The organism is Acidianus sp. HS-5, from assembly GCF_021655615.1.
In the GTDB taxonomy this organism is placed as follows: Archaea; Thermoproteota; Thermoprotei_A; order Sulfolobales; family Sulfolobaceae; genus Acidianus.
The window spans coordinates 870,088-890,496 of sequence record NZ_AP025245.1; the positions used below are offsets into that span (position 1 = coordinate 870,088).

The 20,409-nt window shown below is 36.0% G+C and carries 26 protein-coding genes, 1 tRNA gene and 1 pseudogene; 16 read left to right on the forward strand and 12 right to left on the reverse strand.

The genetic code is table 11. From position 1 onward, the window contains the following. Positions 1–4: 4 nt before the first annotated feature. From HS5_RS04625 to HS5_RS04640, 4 genes are all read right to left on the reverse strand, one after another. Positions 5–760: a peptide ABC transporter permease gene (locus HS5_RS04625; protein WP_236752997.1), complete on the reverse strand. Its 756-nt coding sequence runs from the start codon at positions 758–760 to the stop codon at positions 5–7. Then, entirely contained in the window at positions 757–1,992 is a 1,236-nt protein-coding gene (locus tag HS5_RS04630; RefSeq protein WP_236752998.1) for an ABC transporter permease, read from the reverse strand. Before HS5_RS04630 ends, HS5_RS04625 begins: the two co-directional genes overlap by 4 nt. A 50-nt stretch (positions 1,993–2,042) precedes the next feature. Further along, entirely contained in the window at positions 2,043–4,427 is a 2,385-nt protein-coding gene (locus HS5_RS04635; protein ID WP_236752999.1) for a plasma-membrane proton-efflux P-type ATPase, read from the reverse strand. 61 nt (positions 4,428–4,488) lie between these two features. Next, positions 4,489–5,388 (reverse strand): tetratricopeptide repeat protein, encoded by a 900-nt coding sequence (locus HS5_RS04640; RefSeq protein WP_236753000.1) that lies wholly within the window; start codon positions 5,386–5,388, stop codon positions 4,489–4,491. A 31-nt stretch (positions 5,389–5,419) separates the two neighbouring features. Between HS5_RS04640 and dcd the strand changes: the two genes are divergently transcribed. From dcd to HS5_RS04655, 3 genes are read left to right on the forward strand one after another with little or no spacing between them, the layout of a single operon-like run. Continuing rightward, positions 5,420–5,905: a dCTP deaminase gene (gene dcd, locus HS5_RS04645; RefSeq protein WP_236753001.1), complete on the forward strand. Its 486-nt coding sequence runs from the start codon at positions 5,420–5,422 to the stop codon at positions 5,903–5,905. Continuing rightward, on the forward strand, positions 5,902–6,465 hold the full coding sequence (locus tag HS5_RS04650) for a hypothetical protein (RefSeq protein WP_236753002.1): 564 nt from the start codon (positions 5,902–5,904) through the stop codon (positions 6,463–6,465). Before dcd ends, HS5_RS04650 begins: the two co-directional genes overlap by 4 nt. Before the next feature lie 36 nt (positions 6,466–6,501). Further along, positions 6,502–7,443, forward strand: coding sequence for an alpha/beta hydrolase-fold protein (locus tag HS5_RS04655; protein WP_236753003.1), 942 nt, complete (start codon positions 6,502–6,504; stop codon positions 7,441–7,443). Here HS5_RS04655 and HS5_RS04660 read toward each other — a convergent pair. Next, the gene (locus HS5_RS04660; RefSeq protein ID WP_236753004.1) at positions 7,430–7,825 is read right to left on the reverse strand and encodes a hypothetical protein; all 396 of its coding nucleotides are present in this window, start codon (positions 7,823–7,825) and stop codon (positions 7,430–7,432) included. The genes HS5_RS04655 and HS5_RS04660 overlap by 14 nt on opposite strands. Before the next feature lie 43 nt (positions 7,826–7,868). Next, positions 7,869–8,033, reverse strand: coding sequence for a hypothetical protein (locus HS5_RS04665; RefSeq protein WP_236753005.1), 165 nt, complete (start codon positions 8,031–8,033; stop codon positions 7,869–7,871). Positions 8,034–8,320: 287 nt separating this feature from the next. Between HS5_RS04665 and HS5_RS04670 the strand changes: the two genes are divergently transcribed. From HS5_RS04670 to HS5_RS04690, 5 genes and pseudogenes are all read left to right on the forward strand, one after another. Next, complete coding sequence (locus tag HS5_RS04670; RefSeq protein WP_346729551.1) at positions 8,321–8,749, forward strand: hypothetical protein; 429 nt, start codon at positions 8,321–8,323, stop codon at positions 8,747–8,749. Between the two features lie 145 nt (positions 8,750–8,894). Next, on the forward strand, positions 8,895–9,254 hold the full coding sequence (locus HS5_RS04675) for a hypothetical protein (RefSeq protein WP_236753006.1): 360 nt from the start codon (positions 8,895–8,897) through the stop codon (positions 9,252–9,254). Between the two features lie 27 nt (positions 9,255–9,281). After that, positions 9,282–9,632 carry a hypothetical protein gene (locus HS5_RS04680; protein ID WP_236753007.1) on the forward strand — a complete coding sequence of 117 codons (351 nt, stop codon included), beginning with the start codon at positions 9,282–9,284 and terminating at the stop codon, positions 9,630–9,632. Between the two features lie 40 nt (positions 9,633–9,672). Beyond that, complete coding sequence (locus HS5_RS04685; protein WP_236753008.1) at positions 9,673–9,918, forward strand: hypothetical protein; 246 nt, start codon at positions 9,673–9,675, stop codon at positions 9,916–9,918. Positions 9,919–10,352: 434 nt separating this feature from the next. After that, positions 10,353–10,557 (forward strand): annotated as a pseudogene (locus tag HS5_RS04690) (nuclease). A gap of 425 nt (positions 10,558–10,982) precedes the next feature. Here HS5_RS04690 and HS5_RS04695 read toward each other — a convergent pair. Beyond that, a tRNA-Leu gene (locus HS5_RS04695) sits at positions 10,983–11,067 on the reverse strand. A gap of 132 nt (positions 11,068–11,199) precedes the next feature. Here HS5_RS04695 and prf1 point away from each other — a divergent pair. Continuing rightward, the gene (gene prf1, locus HS5_RS04700) at positions 11,200–12,264 is read left to right on the forward strand and encodes a peptide chain release factor aRF-1 (RefSeq protein ID WP_236753009.1); all 1,065 of its coding nucleotides are present in this window, start codon (positions 11,200–11,202) and stop codon (positions 12,262–12,264) included. Here the strand turns inward: prf1 and HS5_RS04705 are convergent, their stop codons facing one another. Further along, entirely contained in the window at positions 12,265–12,885 is a 621-nt protein-coding gene (locus HS5_RS04705) for a phosphoribosyltransferase (RefSeq protein WP_236753465.1), read from the reverse strand. A gap of 81 nt (positions 12,886–12,966) precedes the next feature. On the opposite strand from HS5_RS04705, the gene HS5_RS04710 reads away from it, so the two are divergent. The 4 genes from HS5_RS04710 (at position 12,967) to HS5_RS04725 (ending at position 16,266) form a co-directional block, all read left to right on the forward strand. After that, positions 12,967–13,776, forward strand: a complete 810-nt coding sequence (locus tag HS5_RS04710; protein ID WP_236753010.1) for an S-methyl-5'-thioadenosine phosphorylase — start codon at positions 12,967–12,969, stop codon at positions 13,774–13,776. Further along, positions 13,743–14,504: a hypothetical protein gene (locus HS5_RS04715; RefSeq protein WP_236753011.1), complete on the forward strand. Its 762-nt coding sequence runs from the start codon at positions 13,743–13,745 to the stop codon at positions 14,502–14,504. The genes HS5_RS04710 and HS5_RS04715 overlap by 34 nt, the downstream gene beginning before the upstream one ends. 5 nt (positions 14,505–14,509) lie before the next feature. Further along, positions 14,510–15,358, forward strand: a complete 849-nt coding sequence (gene gdS-2, locus HS5_RS04720) for a hexaprenyl pyrophosphate synthase (RefSeq protein ID WP_236753012.1) — start codon at positions 14,510–14,512, stop codon at positions 15,356–15,358. 80 nt (positions 15,359–15,438) lie between these two features. Continuing rightward, a complete protein-coding gene (locus tag HS5_RS04725; protein WP_236753013.1) occupies positions 15,439–16,266 on the forward strand; it encodes a RimK family alpha-L-glutamate ligase in 828 nt (275 codons plus the stop codon). A gap of 48 nt (positions 16,267–16,314) precedes the next feature. On the opposite strand, the gene HS5_RS04730 is transcribed toward HS5_RS04725, so the two are convergent. Genes HS5_RS04730 through HS5_RS04740 form a run of 3 tightly spaced genes read right to left on the reverse strand, consistent with a single transcriptional unit; the run spans position 16,315 to position 18,274 of the window. Then, positions 16,315–16,773 (reverse strand): Lrp/AsnC family transcriptional regulator, encoded by a 459-nt coding sequence (locus HS5_RS04730; protein WP_236753014.1) that lies wholly within the window; start codon positions 16,771–16,773, stop codon positions 16,315–16,317. Next, positions 16,770–17,768, reverse strand: coding sequence for an NAD(P)/FAD-dependent oxidoreductase (locus HS5_RS04735; RefSeq protein ID WP_236753466.1), 999 nt, complete (start codon positions 17,766–17,768; stop codon positions 16,770–16,772). Before HS5_RS04735 ends, HS5_RS04730 begins: the two co-directional genes overlap by 4 nt. A gap of 5 nt (positions 17,769–17,773) precedes the next feature. Beyond that, positions 17,774–18,274, reverse strand: a complete 501-nt coding sequence (locus HS5_RS04740) for a hypothetical protein (RefSeq protein ID WP_236753015.1) — start codon at positions 18,272–18,274, stop codon at positions 17,774–17,776. Positions 18,275–18,331: 57 nt separating this feature from the next. Between HS5_RS04740 and HS5_RS04745 the strand changes: the two genes are divergently transcribed. After that, positions 18,332–19,147: an isoaspartyl peptidase/L-asparaginase gene (locus HS5_RS04745; RefSeq protein WP_236753016.1), complete on the forward strand. Its 816-nt coding sequence runs from the start codon at positions 18,332–18,334 to the stop codon at positions 19,145–19,147. Beyond that, positions 19,147–19,686, forward strand: coding sequence for a phosphoesterase (locus tag HS5_RS04750; RefSeq protein WP_236753017.1), 540 nt, complete (start codon positions 19,147–19,149; stop codon positions 19,684–19,686). Before HS5_RS04745 ends, HS5_RS04750 begins: the two co-directional genes overlap by 1 nt. Here the strand turns inward: HS5_RS04750 and HS5_RS04755 are convergent. Further along, complete coding sequence (locus tag HS5_RS04755) at positions 19,680–19,919, reverse strand: hypothetical protein (protein ID WP_236753018.1); 240 nt, start codon at positions 19,917–19,919, stop codon at positions 19,680–19,682. The two genes, HS5_RS04750 and HS5_RS04755, sit on opposite strands and share 7 nt — an antisense overlap. Before the next feature lie 104 nt (positions 19,920–20,023). Here HS5_RS04755 and HS5_RS04760 point away from each other — a divergent pair, with 104 nt between their 5' ends. After that, positions 20,024–20,401, forward strand: coding sequence for a DUF5751 family protein (locus tag HS5_RS04760; RefSeq protein WP_236753019.1), 378 nt, complete (start codon positions 20,024–20,026; stop codon positions 20,399–20,401). The last annotated feature ends 8 nt before the right edge of the window (positions 20,402–20,409 follow it).

The following is a 20,409-nucleotide window of genomic DNA, read 5'->3' on the forward strand; positions in this document are numbered from 1 at the left end:
AAAATCACTTCAAATTGTCTGAAATTAAATAGAGCAAAACGATAACTATTGCCCTAAATAATGCAGGAGGTAAATATAACCACCAATATGGTAAATACCTAGATGCTACAGTGAGTAAAGTAGTTAAAGTTGGGAATCTAGGATCCCCTACTCCTGCTATTACTCCCATTGCAGTATAAGTTGAAATTCCGTCTATCATAGCAGGGATAATAAACTTCTTTGAAAGGTTATATATCTCTTCCTTATTTGAAAAGAAAAGTAGTGAAAATGGAGTTTTAGACACAATCTCGCTTAAGCCAGAAGATGTAAATAGGTATTCGCTAACCTGTCTTGCGTAGTTTGCCCAGCCCGTTAAGCCTACCAGTACTGCAGTAATGAAAAAATTAGCCTTTAACGAAGTTCCCGTTGGCACTCCATAAATTAAGACTAGTGACAAGAGCAACAGAATTCTTGGTATAATATTTATTGAATCCGAAATTCTTACCATAACAGTCCTGGTCTTGCCTCCCATTAGACCTGCAATAGACCCATAAATTACTGCAATAGAAGTTTCCACGATCCCCGCAGCAATTCCGAAGATTAACGTATTAATTATCGCCTCAGCGTTCATGTTTATCATATTTTCACCATTGATGTACGTGCCTAAAGGATAAGAAGGACAAGGACAGTGCAATTGCCTACCTTGAGGCAATTCATAAAATGTAAAAAATCCCGAAATTACAAATATAAGGAACAATAGGGAAACGTAAACTTTAATCATCTTGTAACCCTCGGATCAATTATGCCGTAAATCACATCTGCAATAAAATTGGACAGAATAACAATGCTTGAGTAAATCATTAAAACGCCTTCAACTATCTTAAAGTCGTCGTAATCTACGCCTATTCGTATTAAGTAACCTAAACCTGGCCAAGCAAAGATTGCTTCAACTAAAAATTCCGCTATTAGCATTTCAACAAATGCAGCAGAAATGCTAGAGAGAGTTACTACAGTTAAGTTTCCTAAAATATGCCTAAATACAATAATATCTCTGCTTAATCCTTTGGCAATAAATTCTTGAGGTACTTTACTTACATTTAATAGTATCCTATTAGCAAAAATTCCTATAAACGGAAAGAACAAAGAAATCAAAGGTAAAATTAAATAATATATTAAATGTTCCCTTGTGGAGCCTATAGGTAGTACATTTAAATAAACATGAAATACATAAATTAAGCCTATTGCTATAACCCAAGATGCTAATGCATTACCTATGTACTTCCATCTCCTGAGGAGTATGTTAATTGTTCTTGAACCTAAAATTGCTTTCATTACAAGGAAAGGACTTAAATAGACTGTTAAGGCAAACGCTATCCCTGTCAATAAGCTAGTGAATGATAAAGAAGTTAAAAGTAATGAAGTTACGGAAATCCCGTAATGTCTACTGTAGCCCATGCTGAACGTTATTAACTCTGTAATTGATCTTGTTATGTAAACACCGTGTATGGCCTCAAGCACTATTACAACTGCTGAAACTACTAATAATGAAATTATAAAACTTGAGAACCTCTTAAGTGCATATTTATAAATAGACCCGCTAATAGCGTAGCCTTTAGATAATTCTCCTAAAGTCCTTTCTTGAATTAACAATATCATCCCTCTAAAGCCAGTTGCAGTGCCCAGAAAAATTAGAAGCAATCCTATAGGAGATAAATAAGCGTAAGGTTGAATATATCCCCTTACTACGTAAACGTAAAAGTAGGAAGAATTGAGATTCACAGAAGAAATGTTGCTTAACTCCACTGTCTTCGTTCCGTTTAATATAACATAAGCTGAAGGTATACCTTTATTTAAGACGCTCCACAATTCATCATGCCATTCTTGAGGAGGATTAGCGACACTACCGTAACCGTAGTTTATTAATTCGCATTGCTTCGTAATAGTAGAAACTGCAGAGATCGTTATTCCCGATAAGAGAAGAAGAATTGAGAATAATAATATTCCTAATTTCATTAAGCTGAAGTTATATCTCCTTTTTTTAAAATTTTTTGATAAAAAAGGTCTTAGATTCCGACGGTCTTGAAGGAAATGTTCTTTATATGATCAAATACTACTGTGAAGCCGAAAGATACTCCAAGTATTAGCAGAACGTACTGGATAGGAATAGGAGAAACTAGGATACCTAACACTGATATTGCTGAAATGAAGATTATATCTACAAGACTGCTTATCATCAGGAAGTTACTGGGCCTAGAAGACCACATGCTTCTCCTTTCTCTCACCATGTATACAGTAAACTGTCCAGTAAATACTAACATATCAAAGATAAAAGTATGGATTTCGTTTATTGACATGCTTAAGTACAGCGCCAACCAGAGAGAGAAGAAAGACTCTGCAACAATTAATGCAGCTAGAATTAACGACGCTTTAACTATTTTACCTGCATCTAACCTTTCAGGCTTCTGGGAATATCTAACATTGTCAGTAGCTATGGACATTGTAACGAAATCGTTAGCAAAAAGCAAGAGTATAACATCAAAGGGAGTTGTGACGAAGAACCTTACAATGAAGAATGAGAGCGTTAAGAATAATACAACCTGTAATGTCTTAATTATCTTATTTATAGTATAAGTGAGCATTCTTTGATAAATCCTCCTCCCTGTCTTTATTGCTTCAACAATATCAGTTAGTCCCTCGTGAGTTAATACCATACTTGCTGAAGCCTTAGCTACGTCGGTTGCATTAGCTACTGCTATTCCTACTTCGGCTTGTTTCAAAGCGGGGGCGTCGTTTACTCCGTCTCCAGTCATCCCTACGTAATGGCCTCCTCCCTGCAAAGTCTTTACAATGAAATACTTATCCTCAGGAAAAACTTCAGCGAAAACGTCACATTCTTCAACTTTTTTAATTCTCTCCTTCTCGTCTAGCTTCTTTATTTCATTAATATTGCAAATAACATTACCTATGTCTACTTGTCTTGCAATCTCCTCAGCTATTAATTCATTATCCCCTGTAACCATCTTAGGTTTAACGTTAAGACCCTTAATTTCGTCTATAAAATCCTTACTGTCTTTCCTCGGCCTATCGTAAAGCGGAAGAATTCCTACGAGTTTAAGTTTACCTTCTTTATCTCCTATAGCAACTGAAATTGTCCTATAACCTCTTTTAGAGAGATCCTCAAGAGTAGAATAATAGCTCTTTAAGTCTTGAATTTCGGCCAATTTAGCAATAACTTGTGGAGCTCCCTTAACTACTCTAACAGTGTTATTTTCTGTCTTAACTAAAGCCTCTGTTCTTTTAGTAGAAGGATCAAAAGGCCTGAAGTCCAGCCTCTCATAATTACCGGGTGCAATGTTATTTTCCCTCAAACAAGAAATTACTGCAGTATCTATAGGATCTTGACTGGCTTCGTCAGAAGCCATATAAGCGTATTTCACAACTTCTTCCTTAGTGAAGCCTTCTGCCGGTATAGGATCTCCTACCCTCATTCTGTTTTCAGTAATAGTCCCGGTTTTATCTAGGTTCAATACATCCATAGACGCCGCGTCTTCTGATGCAGTTAGCCTTGTTACTAGTATTCCCTTCTTAACTAACTCTTGGCTTCCTAAAGCCATGGCTATGGTGAAAGTTGCTGGCAAAGCTACGGGAACTGAGGCAATTAAAACTATTAAAGAGAAGGGAAGAACGTTAGATAATGGTACTCCTACTGCCAACGAGAAGACAAAGAGAGCTATTACTAGTGCTACATCTACTATAATTAGGTATTTCACTATGTTCATTATTAACTTCTCTAGATGAGACTCAGCCTTTGCAGTTTGCACTAATTCAGTAGTTTTCCCAAAGTAAGTTTTTTCTCCAGTAGCTATAACAATACCAGAAGCTTCTCCTCTCCTAATTATTGACCCAGAATAAACTACGTTGATCTTGCTCTTTTCTACAGGAACAGATTCCCCTGTGAGAGCTGACTGATCAACTAGCACTTCTCCTTCAAAGAGCTTAACGTCGGCTGGAACTATATCTCCTAGCCTTATGTGAACTATATCTCCAGGAACTAAAAGCCTAGCAGGCAGAACTTCCCATTTCCCGTCTCTTAAAACTCTAGCTTTAACGTTGAGTTTCTGTTTTAACAACTCTACAGCGTTTTCTGCTCTCTTTTCCTGGACGAAGCTCACTATGGAATTAAATACTAGCAGGAAAAGTATTATATACATGTCCAGATATTTTCCTAGGATGTAAGTAATTACAATTGTAACTTCAAGCATCCAAGGTACTGGAGCCCAAAACTTCTTGAGGAACTTAATAACTGGATTTTCCTTCTTTTCCTTAACTTCGTTATAGCCATACTTTTTAATTCGCTCTTCTGCTTCTTTCTCGGTTAAGCCTTTCAAAGATGTGTTTAACTGTGTTAATGTTTCTTCTATACTCATTTTTTCAAAGTTACTTGCCATACGATTAATTAATAATCACGCTATTTAATCATATCCTTCATAAATCCAAGAATAATGAAATTTATAATTTTTCTATATATTTCTCGTAAAATAATACCGCTTTCCTAAGGTTTTCTAATTCATTCTCCCTTTTAGAAAGCTCAGCATAAGCTCTAGCAAGAAAAAGATAATCACCGTATTTTTCAGCCACCTTGATAGCTTCCTTTAAGAAGTTAACTATCCCCGTTCTTTTATACATTTCATAAAGTAATGCTTGTCTCTCCCTATCTTCACCGCTTTCCTCCAACCTTTGAATAGCCTCATAAAGTAATTCAGGCTTTTTAAGGGAAAGCTTATAGAGAACTTTAGCTTCACCACTTACATCGTTCAATTTCCTAAATATTCCCAAAGCCTCCTCAAGGTCTTTGTCATCATCTGAGGAAAGTAAAGCTTCAGCTAATAACTTATCATTTCTAATTACCTTCGCGATTTCAACTGCCTTCCTATAGAGGGATTTATCCTTAAGCCTTGAAAGCAAAATATAAGTAACCGCTAAATCCTCGTTAGGCATATCAAAGCTTTCCAGTATTTGTCTAGCTTCTTCCAAGTGCTTTAGGTCTCCCTTCTTTATGCACACTTGAGCCAAAAACCTTCTGGAATGTACATAAGCAGAAGTCTTAGGGGGTATTGATTTGAGTGTATCATAAGATGAATCCACATCGCCTTTTCTGAAGAGTGCTAAGGCCTTATTAAAAAGGAGAGTTGCCTTATCCTCATCGTCTTTTGCATTTTTTAACGCAGAATCAAGAGCGTTAATTGCATCACTATATTTTCCTTCATCAATGTAAATCAAGGCAAGTAAATTTAAACCTTGAACTGAAGAATCTCCTTTAAGTAAATCTTTTATTCTCCCTAAAAGTTCTTTATTACCGGTCTTCTTATAATCATTATATAACTTGTAAGCCTTTTCTATGTCTAACATGTTATTAATTTTTTTACACAAGGTTTTATTTGTGATTCTAAGTCACCAATCAATTAAGGAAATAATTAAAAAAGAAGGAATTATACGCAATTATACTGAGGAGAGTATAAGGGAGAACGGTTACGATTTAAGAATATGTGGAGAGAAATATTACGAAGTTGAAGGTAACTCAGCGCTTCCAGAGAAAAAGAGTGAAATCAAAGAAATTGATTTCAAGGACTACGCAGCTTTTTATCCTTGTAAAACTTACCTCTTTGAAACTTGCGAGGAGTTCCATATGCCCGGCGATTTAGCAGCTTTAATTACGCTGAGGAGTACTTTAGCAAGGAACGGATTCTTATTACCTCCAACTATAATAGATGCAGGTTATGAGGGAAAGATAACACTGGCTTTATCTTCTCTTTATCAGAATAAAATAATGAGAGAAACTAGAGTAGCTCACGTAATTTTCCTCAAACTTGATAAACCAACAGAAAAATCTTATAACGGAAAATATCAAGGTGGAATAATAATATGAAAATAGAAGACGCTTATAAGGAATTTATACAGAGACTACAATTAATACTTGCAGTAATAGTAATAACAATTATAGGTTACGTTATTTCCATATTCGTTGACACTACGCCTTTCTCATTAATTTCAAATTTCATAGTAGGATTGACATTATCTTATAGTGTTATTGCTTCGCTTGCAGGATATTTATATTCCCCGAGGTTCTCCGATCAAATAGATAAAATTAGGGAATATTTTCCACAGTCTACGGCGTTAGGATTAATTTTAGGCTTATTTTTCCTAGCTTTTTCTTACCTTTCAATACGCATAGGTCCTTTAACATTCCTTTTAGACGGCTTAGCTTTAGCTTTCGATGTCATATTATCTCCTTTAATTTTCAGAGGAATCTCTTTCCCAAAAGTGATAAGAGAAATACAAGTAGGAATAAAGAGCGATTTCTTGTCCTTTGTAATTCTCTACGTCCTTTCTTTATTATCTTTGTTGCCTCTAATAGATATCCTTGCAATACCTCTGGACGCAATACTATCGTATCTTTTATTAAAAGAGTTTTATCCTTTTATTTGAATAAAACTTTAATTATCTGCTTAAGTATTTGACGTTATGAAATACGAGATAATAAAGATAGAAAGCCAAGAACTTAAGGATAATTACTTAAAAGATCCTTACGTTAGGGAAGTTCTTGTTTATACTCCAGACGGAATAGAGGAAGGACTTCCCCTATTTATTGAGCTTGCAGGAATAAATTGGTCGTCTAACGTAAATAACAGATTCCATCAAATAATGACTCACTTGCTAGGAAAGAAGAAAATGAAGGCCATTGTAGTTAATCCTAACTTTAGGACAAAGTATTATCTAAATCAATATATTAATTCTCAAGCAGTTGGAAATTACGAGAACTTTATCATAAAAGAGCTCATACCCACACTAAGGGATAAGTACAAAGTAGGAAACGTTGCACTTTTCGGAAAATCGTCAGGAGGCTTTGGAGCTTACACTTTGGCAGTGAGACATCCTGACGTTATTCAAGGGTTTGCAGACCATTTCGGAGATAGTTGCTTTTACTACCTTTATGCCAACGATTTCATTTACACTATTAAGGCTTTAGAAGGAAAGAAACCGAAGGACATACTAAACGAACTGCTCACAAAGAATAATCCCAGCGATGACGATATGAAAGTATTGAACGTTTTCGGAAGTTCTGCATTCTACTCACCAAACTTAAGCTCAGAGACAGGGTTTGATTTACCTTTTAACGAAACTGGAGAAATTATTGATGACGTATGGAGGAAATGGATTGAGCATGATCCAGTAAGGAATGTAGAAAGGCATACAGAACCCCTGAAAAAATTAAAGGCAATATACCTAGATGTAGGAAAATGCGATGAGTACAACCTTTTCATCGGTATGAGATCCCTTCATAAGAAGTTAGAGAGGTTAGGAATTCAGCATTATTACGAAGAGTTTAAAGGAGGGCATTTTGGAAACTCTACTAGATACTGTACTTCACTACCTTATCTTTACGAGAGGCTCAAATTAAGCTAATCTCTTCTACAAAATTACAAGCTAAATTATTACCCTGCTTGCACATTTCGAGTAAGTCTTCCTCATGGTTATCCTTGATAATATTCCTCACTATAGAATGGAGAAGAAGCAGAGAGCTCTCTTTTAGAGGAATTTCAACTCTACCGAAATAGTATGTTGAGAGGTAACAATTTATCTCATCTTTTTTAGAGTTAAATTCGTTACAGTGGTAAATCATTTCAGTTATGACTTGAGCAAGAAAAATCCTTTTTCCTACAAATTTCTCTATATAATCCTCCATAATTCTCTTCTTAGTATTATCTTCGAAAGGTAGGGAAGAAATAACTAAAGACGCACAACCCCAATCGTTCCTGCACTTATTATATACTTCTTCCTCTATCATAATTAAAAGTAAAAATTGATGGTATGATTTTTAACTCTTTCTGCTATATATTACCCTCTTCCTTACTTTTCTCTTTATAAAATTCTATTAAGAATTCTATGACGGAATTTATTGTCACTTGCCTTTTTCCTCCTCTCTTATCCTGTAATTCGCTGGCAAGTTTTAGTAACTCCTCCTTTACGTCCTCTGAAACCTTTAAGATTGCCATAAATATTAAAAGGAAATGCTAAAATAAAATTCTTTACCAACCACACAGATGCCTATCATCGTGGTAATATCGTCGGATTACCATAATCTAGTCACTTTATATTTTAATATCAATAATACTTTTACGATTAAATATGTTTTAAATGATAATCGTATAAATATATTGTAGAAAGATTAAAAAGCTTTAAAATCAATATGTTAAATTGAATTACAATTTTTATGGAGAATAGAGCTAATAGTTGCGTTAAGCAAAGCACTCTGTAGATAAATGTTTACCACGTTGAGAAGATGGGTAAGCCTATTGATAAAAATCAAGAGACAAAAAAGAGGAGGAAGTCAAGGACATTAAGCTTCACCGTAAGCGAAGAAGAAATACAGAAGTATCATGCTCTTACAACAGAGCAAAAGAGAGTAATTAAAGCCGTAGTTAAGTTGTTAATCTATAATCCTCAGTTATTAGATAAACCGGAGTACCTTTATAATTTATTAACCAAGAAGGCAATCTCACCTTATGTCTGCCCACTTTGTTTAACTCCTTTCAGTTCATCAATAAGCCTTGAAATCCACCTACGCTATGCAGAGCTACAAATGAATGCCCTATCTGCCACAAGAAGTTTACGTCAGTTGATGCGACGCTTGATCATGTCTGTAAGAAGCACGGGATCTGCGTATCCTAGCCATTTTAAAAGTCATTCGTTTTTCCTTCTTTCAACATGAGGAAGTCTCTACGTCTTCTAGGGTTAGCGTTCTTAGCAGTATTCCTAATATCCGCAAGCCAAGTAGGGGCAAACAAGGTAGTTTGTAGTTATACGCCAAATTGAGCCGGAGTAATATATTCAGCCGAATATAAAATTCTTCTTTGTTGTCAATATGCACCAATTATATATGCTTAGAGTTGATTTATATCGGTAACCTTAGCTTAGGTTATGTTAAAGATTCGTCCAGATATGACGCTGTATCTATATGGGTTGCATTAGGCCCTTGTATGGCATGCAATGATAATACGGCACGTTATTTTACACAAGCAGGATATACGATAGGCTTTACGGATTTTAATGGCATCTCCATATTCACGATAGGAGCTTTCTTATGTGCGTATAAAGGTTCCTGTACATCTGTTTATTCAGTAAAGGTTCCTGTTGCAAGTGGTATATATGTTCAGGGCAAAATTACATATCTTAACGTCTTCCTAGAACACCTCAACGGTAAAGTCCTTGCATAATTCTAGGTGTTCTTCAGTAACGGTACTGTGTGGTGCAAGAAGATATGCAAATGCTGGATATACGGGAGCAGTGACGCGTATTCTGCATATTCAATTGTTGAAGCACCTTCATACAATGGAGTTTACATTGAATTACCAATAATTAGAGGTGGTATGATTAGCTTCCAGTTCACGTATTGTGTGTGCGGTAATCAATATGCAGGACCCGGCACACAGAACTGTTTCTGTACTATAGCAAATGTTATATCCCTATCTGAAAGGACATCGTGCAATAAGGCAACGGTATTCCTATGCAACGGTTGGCAAAGGAAATGTAGCGGTTGGGAATATTTATACCTCTTTAAATATCCCTGCGGTATATCAACCTATGGACTTTAGAGATAGTTAAATTTTTTATCAAAATTTTTGTAGACTTTCTATGCAACCTTATAATGAGTCAACTAATTCAACTGCTATAGCTTTAGCGGAAGAGCAACTCCAAAGAGAGCTTAGTCAACTTTGTAATGGATATTGCACACCTATACATTCGTTGCCTGAACCTTGGTATATTCAGTATCTTCCGGAAATTATAGCGTTAAGCGTTGTTACAGTTTCGCCATTCTTATACTTCCTGTTTAAGAGAATAAGAATGTACATTATGCTAAAGAGGATGTTCCGCAGTTAAGTTCTCACTTACTGAGGCCCCTTATGAAGTCAAACTCTTTTGCCTCTTAATAAAGTGGAGTCTACTCTTTCTGATTCTTTTAGGTCTGTCCTTCTTCTCATACTTAGGTTATGCTAACACCCTGCAACTACTCCTAGATCCGACGTCAGCCCTAACAGTTACGTCCCATACAGCGAGACCATCAAAGTGTAGGATTGTATAGAAACACCAATAACGAAGGACGGTTGTACGCTCAGTTCTGCAACTTGGTTAAACAGTGTAGCAGCCTGTTGCACTACAGACTTGAAGGTACTCTGTAACGCAGAGTATACGAATAACAACGGCACACTCACTCTTTCGGCAGCGGCGGTTGCCCTTAATGTAACTTTCTGGATAAAGTGTGGAGAAAGTTGTCACCATACTTACGGAGGTAAGGAGCAATACTATCCTTTACTGTGGTAGACATAGCTGGAAGTTCATGGACTGAAGGACAGAGCAAAGAAAGATATGGTGAAGCAGTTTACGCAATATTAAGTACCAAAAGTGGTAAAGCACTACGACGTAATGGAAAGGGCTTGGTTTATACACTATTCAGACGCTGAGGATAAGTTAAAACGCATAAGTGCTTTGCAAATTATTAACTTAGAGAATACAGAATAAGATAAGGAAAGATAAGTTCTAGAGGGATGCGGTTAGCCATTACTACTTAATTACGTTGTAGTATTAGAAGAACTTGACGCAATTAAGGATAGCCTTAAAAGGGTTCTATCAGAGCTTTAAGGAGTACTTAGCTAGGATTGATAAGTAATACCTATTGATAGTATTATTACCGAGGAATCTTTGCCATCTTCTTTCAACTCAACACTTTCCCGCACATTGTACGCAATTTGTAGTCTCTCATGAAAAATAAGGAGTTATGACACGTGAAATTATACGTACGGACAACTTCTCTATACGTGAGAATAAGGGGAAGTATTACACCTACTATATTGACAGATCTATGCCTAAGTTAAGGTACATTTACGTTGATACCTTAGAGAGGATAATAGAAAGTTACATTAAAGTAGGGGGATGCGCTCCCACAATGCGGGGAGCGGGATTTGAACCCGCGAGGGCCTACGCCAGCGGAGCCTCAGTCCGCCCCCTTGGTCCTAGCTCGGGCATCCCCGCACTTTAAAATATTTTGTAAAAAACTAAAAACGTTTTCGATTCAGTATGTGTATAACTTTTTAAGGGAAGAACTATAAGTAAATATTTGATCAGGGATGAGTCTTTGACAAATATGTCTTAAGTAAGCAGGAATTGAAAGTTTTATTAAAAGAGTTAAAGAAGTGGTCTGCCCCAGCTACGGTCTTACTTTCCTTATATATTCCTCCAGGAAGACCTGTAGCTGACGTTCTAAATAACTTGCGACAAGAAGCGTCAATTTCTCAAAACATTAAACTGAAGAGAACTAGAGACGCTGTAGAATCTGCAATAAGTGCTGCAATAGATAGGCTTACTTCTATCCCGAAAGTTCCCGATAACGGACTTGTTTTGCTGTGTGGAGAAAATTTCGATAATGAAGAGTTCAAGTGCTACATGTTCTCTCCTCCAGAAAAAGTTACAGTTTACTTCTATAGAACAGATAAGTACTTCCACCTAGAGTTCCTAGAAGACATGGTTGAGGAGAACGAAGTCTATGGTCTGATAATAGTTGAGAGGGATACTGCAACTATAGGCATGCTGAGAGGCACTAGAATAGAAGACCTTGAAGAGATCGAAGGTTACGTACCAGGAAAGCACATGATGGGAGGACAGTCTCAGAGAAGAATCGATAGGATAATAGAAGAGCTGTACCACGACTTCTTAAAGGAAGTAGGAGAGAAAGTTAATAGTTACTTCTTACCTTATCTCGAGGAGAAGAAGCTTAAAGGTATACTTCTGGGAGGTCCGGGTTATGCTAAGGAAGACTTCTATGAGGGAGACTACATGGAGTACAGACTTAAGAATCTTGTACTGGAGCCTTTAATAGACGTAGGAGATCAGGGAGAAGCGGGTCTAAGAGAGATGGTAATGAAGGCAAAAGACGTTTTAAAGAACCAGAAGTACGTAGAGGTCGAGAATTTACTGGATGAAATAAAATTCCACTTAGCTAAGGATGACGGTTTAATAGTTTATGGTAAGGATGAGATAAAGAAAGCAATGGACATGGGAGCTTTAGATTCTCTCATAGTCCACGAGGATTACGAGGAGGATTCTCTGACTAAGGAGGCTGAGAAGTTCGGAACTAAAGTTTACGTAATAAACGATGAAGTTCCAGAAGCTGAATGGATAAAGAAAACTTTTGGGGGAAGTATAGGAAAGCTCAGATTTAGAATAGAGTAATCAGATTATTTTTCTCCTTCTCATTTCTTCAATGATTTTTTCCACAGGTATTGGAGGATCTACGCCATAGCTTTCCTTGAAAGCATCCTTCAATTTGTTGAGATCTGTAGTCTTAACCTCGTCCATTACTTTCTTTAATAGGTTAATCTCATCTTCCCAATAATTCCAAGGATACATGAACCATGTCCAGTCTGTTATTATGTCTGCATAAAAGTTAGGAACGTATTTTGAGCCTTTAATGTATTGCAGAGTTGAGGTCTTTATTTCTCCTGCATTAAAGTTTTCCTTAACGTGCTTTTCAGCTAAGATGAGACTGTCCCCGGTATCAGTTATATCATCAATAATTAGGACTTTTTTACCTTGCAGGTCAACTTTATAAGGATACTTTATCTTTGCCTCTGGAGTGTGAGAGGCTGTTACTATCCAATGTTCTACCTTAAGTGAGAGGACATCGTAAATCCCCATTGCGTCTGCTAAAAGCCTTGCTGGGACTAATCCTCCTCTAGCGATAGCGATTAACACGTCCGGATTAAAATTTTCCTTCTTTAAAATGTCTGCGAGCTTAAAGGAGAGGTCTACTACTTCTTCCCATTTAACTACCTTCACGGGAATTTTAGGCAATATTATTCCCATACCTTTTTTGCCTAATACTTAATCAAATTTTTGGTTTTGATTTATAAGGCAGTTAAATGAGAATTCTATATGCTCGAATACGAAAAGGTCCCGATCGCAATAATAGGTGGTTCTGGGCTTTACGACCCTAAGATTTTTTCTGAAAGCAAAGAAATAAAAGTGTATACTCCTTATGGCGATACTAGCGATTTAATAACTATTGGTACTGTAGAAGGTAAGAAAGTAGCGTTTTTACCTAGACACGGAAGAAGGCACAGGATTCCTCCACATAAGATTAACTATAGGGCAAATATATGGGCATTGCACGAGTTAGGAGTTAAATGGGTAATTTCAGTTTCTGCAGTAGGAAGCTTAAGGATGGATTATAAACCAGGCGACTTCGTTGTCCCTGACCAATTTATAGATATGACAAAAAAGAGGGAGTACACTTTCTTTGACGGTCCAGTAGTTGCACACGTTTCAATGGCCGATCCTTTCTGTAATCACTTGAGGAAAATAATTATTTCTGCAGCAAAGGATTTGAAAATTACTACACACGAGAGCGGAACATATATATGCATTGAAGGACCTAGATTTTCTACAAGGGCTGAAAGCAGGGTATGGAAGGAGACATTTAAAGCTGATGTAATAGGAATGACCTTAGTTCCAGAAGTTAATCTTGCGTGTGAAATGCAAATGTGTTACGCTACTATTGCTACAATAACAGATTACGATGTCTTTGCTGAAGTTCCAGTAACTGCTGAGGAAGTAACGAGAGTTATGAACGAAAATACAGAAAATTCGAGGAAACTTTTATACGAAGTTATTAAGAGAATTCCTGATAAGCCGGACGAAAGAGAGTGTTCGTGTTGCAACTCCTTAAAAACCGCATTAGTGTAAAATCAATAAATCTTCCGAAAGATTTTTCAGTAATAGCTTACGGTAAGGGGATGGAACTTCCTGCATACTCTCTGGAAAGGAGTATAATAAACCTTGAAGGAAGAATAGTAAAAACTGTTCCAATTCACGAGCTTACTCTTATGGAGGATACTTATGCAGAGCCGGGTAAAATAATTCTCTTTATCAATGATCAGAACGAGAGTAGGGAAGTTTTAGATAATACTTGGGCGTTAAATTTAGAAGGTTATCTTTTTTCATGTGGCGAAATTAAAGCTAAGGGCAAGGTAGGAGTATTTAAGTTTAATCAAGATCTTTGTGAGATTAACTTATCTCTATCAATACTCTATACTGAGGCTTCCTTGATTAAAGGAGTTAGGGGGAATAGAATTCTCCAAGACATGGATTTCTCAGATATTGATGATTTCGTAGCAGAAAAGAGCAAGGACATTGACCTTTCCTTGATGGATATTGTTCTTTCTCCTATTCTTCTACCTTCTAGATATTTTGTAGAGAAAAATCTAAATAAAGATGTTAAAGATTATTATAGTGTGAATTTCTTGAATGATGCCAATATTATTTACACTGGTGTTGATTCAATTCCTATGAGAAGAATTTCTTTTGAACTGAGGAAGAAAGGTAAGAAAGTTAAGGAAGTATTGCTTGATGTTGAACCGCTCTTAGCACCTATTTATTTAAGTTTAATGACATATTATATGATGGAAGGCTGAGAACAGTGGACTTAATAGAGTTCTGGGAGAGGAGCAAGGTTACTATAGATTCATTAGTTACGAAATTTGTTGATGACGTTAAGGATTGGGAAGTAATGGAAATGAGCAAATACATTATGAAGGACGGAAAAAGGTTTAGAGGAACTCTTGTGTTCCTCTTTAACGATGCTCTAGGAGGCGAAGAGAAGAATGCTTATCAAGGTGCTCTTGCCACTGAAATTCTTCACTCTGCTTCCTTAGCTTTAGATGATATTGTAGATTACGATTTAACAAGGCGAGGAATGGCTTCCGCTTGGGCTGTTTATTCAAATAGGAGAGTAATTTTTGTTTCTAATTTTCTAATTCCTACTGCATTAAAGATTATTTCCTCTTACGGTAAAGAGGCATTAAACATAAGCATAGAACTTTGGAAGGACACGGCAATAGGAGCTTTAAAGGATATTTACGGAGATAAGAGAGAATATTTTAAGACCGTAGAGCTGAAGACTGCTAGTTTATTTAAATTACCAGCAATGCTAGCATCTTTCTCTTCAGGAAAAAAGGATTTGATAGAAAAACTTCTTGATGCAGGAAGAATACTAGGAATTATTTATCAGCTAGTTGATGATTACGTAGATTGTGTTAAGCTTGATCCAGAAAAGCTCGTTGGAAGTGCTAAACAATTATTTGAATTAACCAACGGTAAGGTTGATCCTTTCGTAGTAAATAAATACGCAGAGTTAAAAAGTGAATATTTGAAACTCATATCGTTGATACCTTTCTTTAATGAATATAACGAATTGATAATGGCATTACCAGATTTTCTAACAATGGGTTTATTGGCGGAATCAGGAATAAAAAATAAATTGTTTTAAATTGGGTTTTCACTTGGTGAAAGCTTATAAAGATAGGCGTAATTCACGAATCTCAGAAGGTAACAGAGCCTTCTAAAGAGTTGTTAGTAGAAATAAGAGATAGATCACATACAGCTTATTATATAAGACCTTCAAAACTCAATGGTATAATTGATGAAGGAATTGAATTCACTTATGCAGGAAAGGAGTTATCCCTAGATGGAGGGATAATAAGGAATTTAGGATTCTTACTCACAACTGAACAGTTGGCAAAAAGAATAGATATACTAACAGAAATGGAAAAGAGCGGGGTAGTTTTTATTAATAATCCTCAATCCGTTCTCTTAGCTAGGGATAAGTTCGAAAGTTTAATGAAATTAAAGAGAGCAGGAATACCAGTACCTCCTACAGCAATGGTTGAAGATCCTTTTGAAGTAATGAGGTTAGTAGAGAAGTGGGGAGAAGTTGTAATTAAACCAGTAATAGGTAGTTTAGGCTTAGGTTCAGTTAGAGCTAGCGACCCCGACATAGCGTTTAGGATTGCAAAGGCAATATTATCTGTAAACCAACCAGTTTACGTTCAAAAATATGTTAAAAAACCGGATAGAGATATAAGGGCTTTCGTAGTAGGAGAGAGGTTGCTTGGAAGCGTATACAGGATTTCTCAAGGTAGTTGGAAAACAAACGTTGCTCAAGGTGCAGTAGTTCAAGTTTTTAAGCCTTCAAATGAAATAGAGGAACTCAGCTTAAAGGCTACTAAAGTCCTGGGTTTAGATTACGCTGGGATTGACATAGTAGAAGATCTAGAAGGAGGATTAAAAATACTTGAAGTTAATGCTGCTCCACTGTGGAAAGGATTCAGTTCTGCAACACAGATAAATCCAGCAAAATATATTGTCGAGTACTTAATACAGGAAATTAAGAAATGAGGAAAATAAGCAAACCGTCTGAACAGTGAGGAAGAGCTCTCGCCCTGATCATTCAAATGCATTTTTCTTGTCTTTTATTACTCTAAGGACAAACATTGTATAAGTAGACGTTACTCCTTCCATATTACCTAGCTTGTCTAAAACTCTAGCAAGTTCTTCCTTATCTGAAACTCTAACCTTAAGAAGAGCATAATATTCTCCTGTAACATCATAAATCTCGAAAACTTCCTTAATTTCTGCCAGTTTTTTAAGTATATCTTCGTAATTCTTTGGGTCAGCCTTTAGAAGTACGAAGGCTAAAACGTTCATTCCAACTTTATCTAAATCGACATCTATGCAGAATCCCCTTATTACCCCTGCCTCTCTAAGTCTCTTTATCCTCATGTGTATTGTTGATTCGCTTAAGTTTAACATTTTTGCCAATCTAGAAAAAGATATTCTGGAATCTTGTTGTAGTATTGAAATTATCTTCTTATCTACATCATCCAAATAATAGTGCTCGCTCATATAATCATTCTTCCAAATATTTTTAATAAATCAATCTTTGTAAAATCACCTAAAGCAAACTTGAGAACAAGCTCTGGAGGAGTCTTGAGTAATACTCTCTCTAACCCTTTTATACTTTGTGCGCCTTTCTTTTTAGCATCTTTTATTACCATAGCGTGGATTTGCAAACTCCAGTATAGCTTACTCTTCTTAAATTCTTTCGAAAAATCCTTATTTGACAGCAGGGAATCCGCCATTATTTTTGATGATATTATTGAAGGCCTGATTCCTTCTCCGGTAACGGCGTAAACAGTACCGAGAGACTCTCCTATATAATTCCCGTTTAATCTATCTTCTATTATACCATAATCAGCTACTTTTGCGCCTTGAAATTCTTTTATATTACCTTTAACTAATCCCTTTAACCTTTCCTTAAGGAAGTTTACTTCAGCATAACCTCCAACGCCTATTTTAGAGCCATCTTCTTCTGGGAAAACCCAGCCGTAGCCTAAAAGATCTGAGAAGAAGTACATTTCCACGATTTCAGGATCTATTTTATAGTCCGTTATGTACTGAATTGCAGGAATTGCGTAGTCTCCTTTAAATGAATAATGTCCATTAGCATAAATTACCTTATCTGCATTGACTTCCTTCTCGTTCACAAATATTTTACCTTCTTTTTCCACAACTTTGGAATTTAATTTTAAATCAACTTTTTCGCCCAATATCCTTAAGAATTTAGGCTTATTAACAATATAGCCAAGAACTTCCCTATCCCTTATATCATATAAAAGTTTACCATCTAAATATATTCTGAATCCTTTTATTTCACTGATGATCGATTCCTTAGGTATTTGGATATATTCTTCGATGCCTTTCATTACTCCCCATGCACAAGGCTTTAACCCAACGTCAGAAAGACCTTCATAAACCGTAGCATTTATCTTACTTCCCTTTAGAAAATAAGCTAAAGAAAGTCCTGCAGGCCCTCCTCCTACTATAGCTAATTCCATTATATCACCTATTCTTTGAAATAAAGATAAGCTATTATGCCTAATGCAATAAAGCCAGAATACAGAATTATAAGCTCATAAAAGTTATGTAGAAATCTGCCTGCAAGACCTCCAAGTATTATAATTAATAGCATTGCAAAGTATCCATTTCCTACTTTTAATATATCCTTATTGATAGCCTTTACTAAAACAGCTTTTGCCACATAGGCAAAGCTGATAAAGAATGGAATTGATTCTATTAAGGATACTAACGCAAATTCCTTAGGTTTTATAGGCATTGCAAAAAATACTCCTAATGCTAAACCTAACGAAAAAACTCCAGTAAAATATAATGAAACTATCGCTTGCCTTACTCCTTTCCAAGGTAGATTAGCTGAGAAATAATACATTACTATTGCTAAACCAACAATAGATGCTCCTACAAACGCATAAAAATTAAAGAGGAAACCAGGTATTGCTGGCAGTAAGATTAATACTATTGAAACCAGTAACGTACTAGGTTCTCTCATTTTGCTCCAGAAGTATAAAGTTGTAAAGATAAAAATATCTAATGCCAATATTTCCTTGTGAAATATCAGAAGCCAATTCTTCTAATCCACGGCGGTGCAGGAAACTGGAAGGAGAGAGATTCTGAAAAAGCAATAAAGGAAATTAATAATGCAATGGATAGAGGATTTGAAGAATTTAAAAAAGGTAGCTCTATAGAGGCAGTTGTTGAAGCTATTTCTTATATGGAAGATTCGGGAGTATTCGATGCAGGAAGAGGTAGTGTAAAAAACACTAAAGGAGAAATAGAAATGGACGCAGGAATAATGTATGGTAACAAGTTAAGTGCTGGAGCAGTTGCAGCAGTGAGAGTAAAAAACCCCATAAAGCTAGCATTAGAAGTAATGAAAGATGGAAGACATGTATTGTTAGTTGGAAAAGAAGCAGAGGAGATTTTTCCTTCTAACCCTTTGAGTGTTGAAGACACTGTAGGTGCAGTTGCTTTGGATTTAGAAGGAAATTTAGTAGCAGGAACAAGTACTGGAGGAATTTCGAACAAGTTACCCGGCAGAGTAGGAGATTCTCCAATACCCGGTGCAGGTTATTATGCGACTTCTAGGGTAGCTATTTCTTCGACCGGCATTGGTGAGGTTATTCTAAAAATTTTGCCTGCAAAGGAGATTGATATTCTAGTATCTATGGGTTTCTCAATATGCGACGCCGTAAGAAGCGTAATAAATAAGGTAACTAACATTTTTGGAAAGGGTAATATAGGAATGATTGGTATAGATAATAATGGAAATGCAACAGCTTACTATAATACGGTTGGAATGGCCAGAGGAATTAAATACGGTAATGGATGTAAAAAAGCCTTCGTATTTGAGGGTGAAATATAATGAAAATCCTGGTTATGAGTAATATACGGTTTCCAGAGCCTCATATAGAGAGCACACTCTCTTCTATAATAAAAAAGGAGGAGCCTGAGACTATAGTCTTGGACGGAGATACTACGCAGTGTTACTGGGATTATGAATGTCCTAGAGTTATAGACGTACTTTACGTGATAAGGAGTATTGCCCCTTGGGCTCAAATAATTTACGTTCAAGGAGATATGGATCCTCACGCAATAAAATGCATAATGGCTGAACCGAGATATAGAGAGGAAATAATCGGTACTACAATGTATATTGCTGATGTCTCTTCAATTAAATATTATATCCTTCATGGTCACCAAGGTGATATAGATCAGCTTAGAAGGAGTGTAGGTGCTGGACCTTGGGATTGGATAATAGTAGGACAGTATAAGAGACTGGAGATGGATAAACTTGCCAGGGTTATTTACGTAGGTGGAATAACTAGGGAATTTCCTCCAGAATCAAGAGGTTATTTGGTAATAACTGACTCTAACCACTACATAAGATCCTTATCTCAGTAAATCGATGGAATCTTACCCATCTGTTTTACAAGATGTATAATTTTTGCATCGTAAATCTCTTCCACAGGATCTTTATTATCATTTTCTTCCCATATCTTCATGTTGTCAGCAATAATCAAGTTCTTTTTCCCTTTATAAAATATAATTTCCGATGCCAACGCTTTCCTCTTTATTTCCCTTATTATTTCCATCATTTCTAAGCTAATATTATTGTAAATAACTTCCACTATCATATTATATATATTATTAAGAGTAGATATAAGGGAAATAAGATAATATCCGGTATAACTTCCTGCTGATCAGTCATTAATATTAACTTCTGCGATAGCTTAATTTCATGCAACCGGACTATAGACCTGTAATTGCCCTCATTTATGTAAAAGATGACGATTTAACTGAAATTTTTAGAAAGATGTTTAAGGATGTAAGACTCTTGGGAGGTAAGAAAATTGTTGCTAATGTCATTTCAAATTCCGAATATTGGAATTTTTTTGCTAATGCTAGGGAAGCAATTCTGGATAATTTAGATTTAGGTCTTGAAATTTTTACTTGGAAGCCTAACGAGATTGATAAAATGTTAAAGAAAATTCAAGAATATAATTATAAGGGATTCATTACTTATTGTAGTGACGAAAATAAATATAATATGAGAAAAATTTTGGATAATCTTCCGACTCAAATGAAGGCTAACATGTTAAGAGATTATTGTAAGTAATTTTTTAT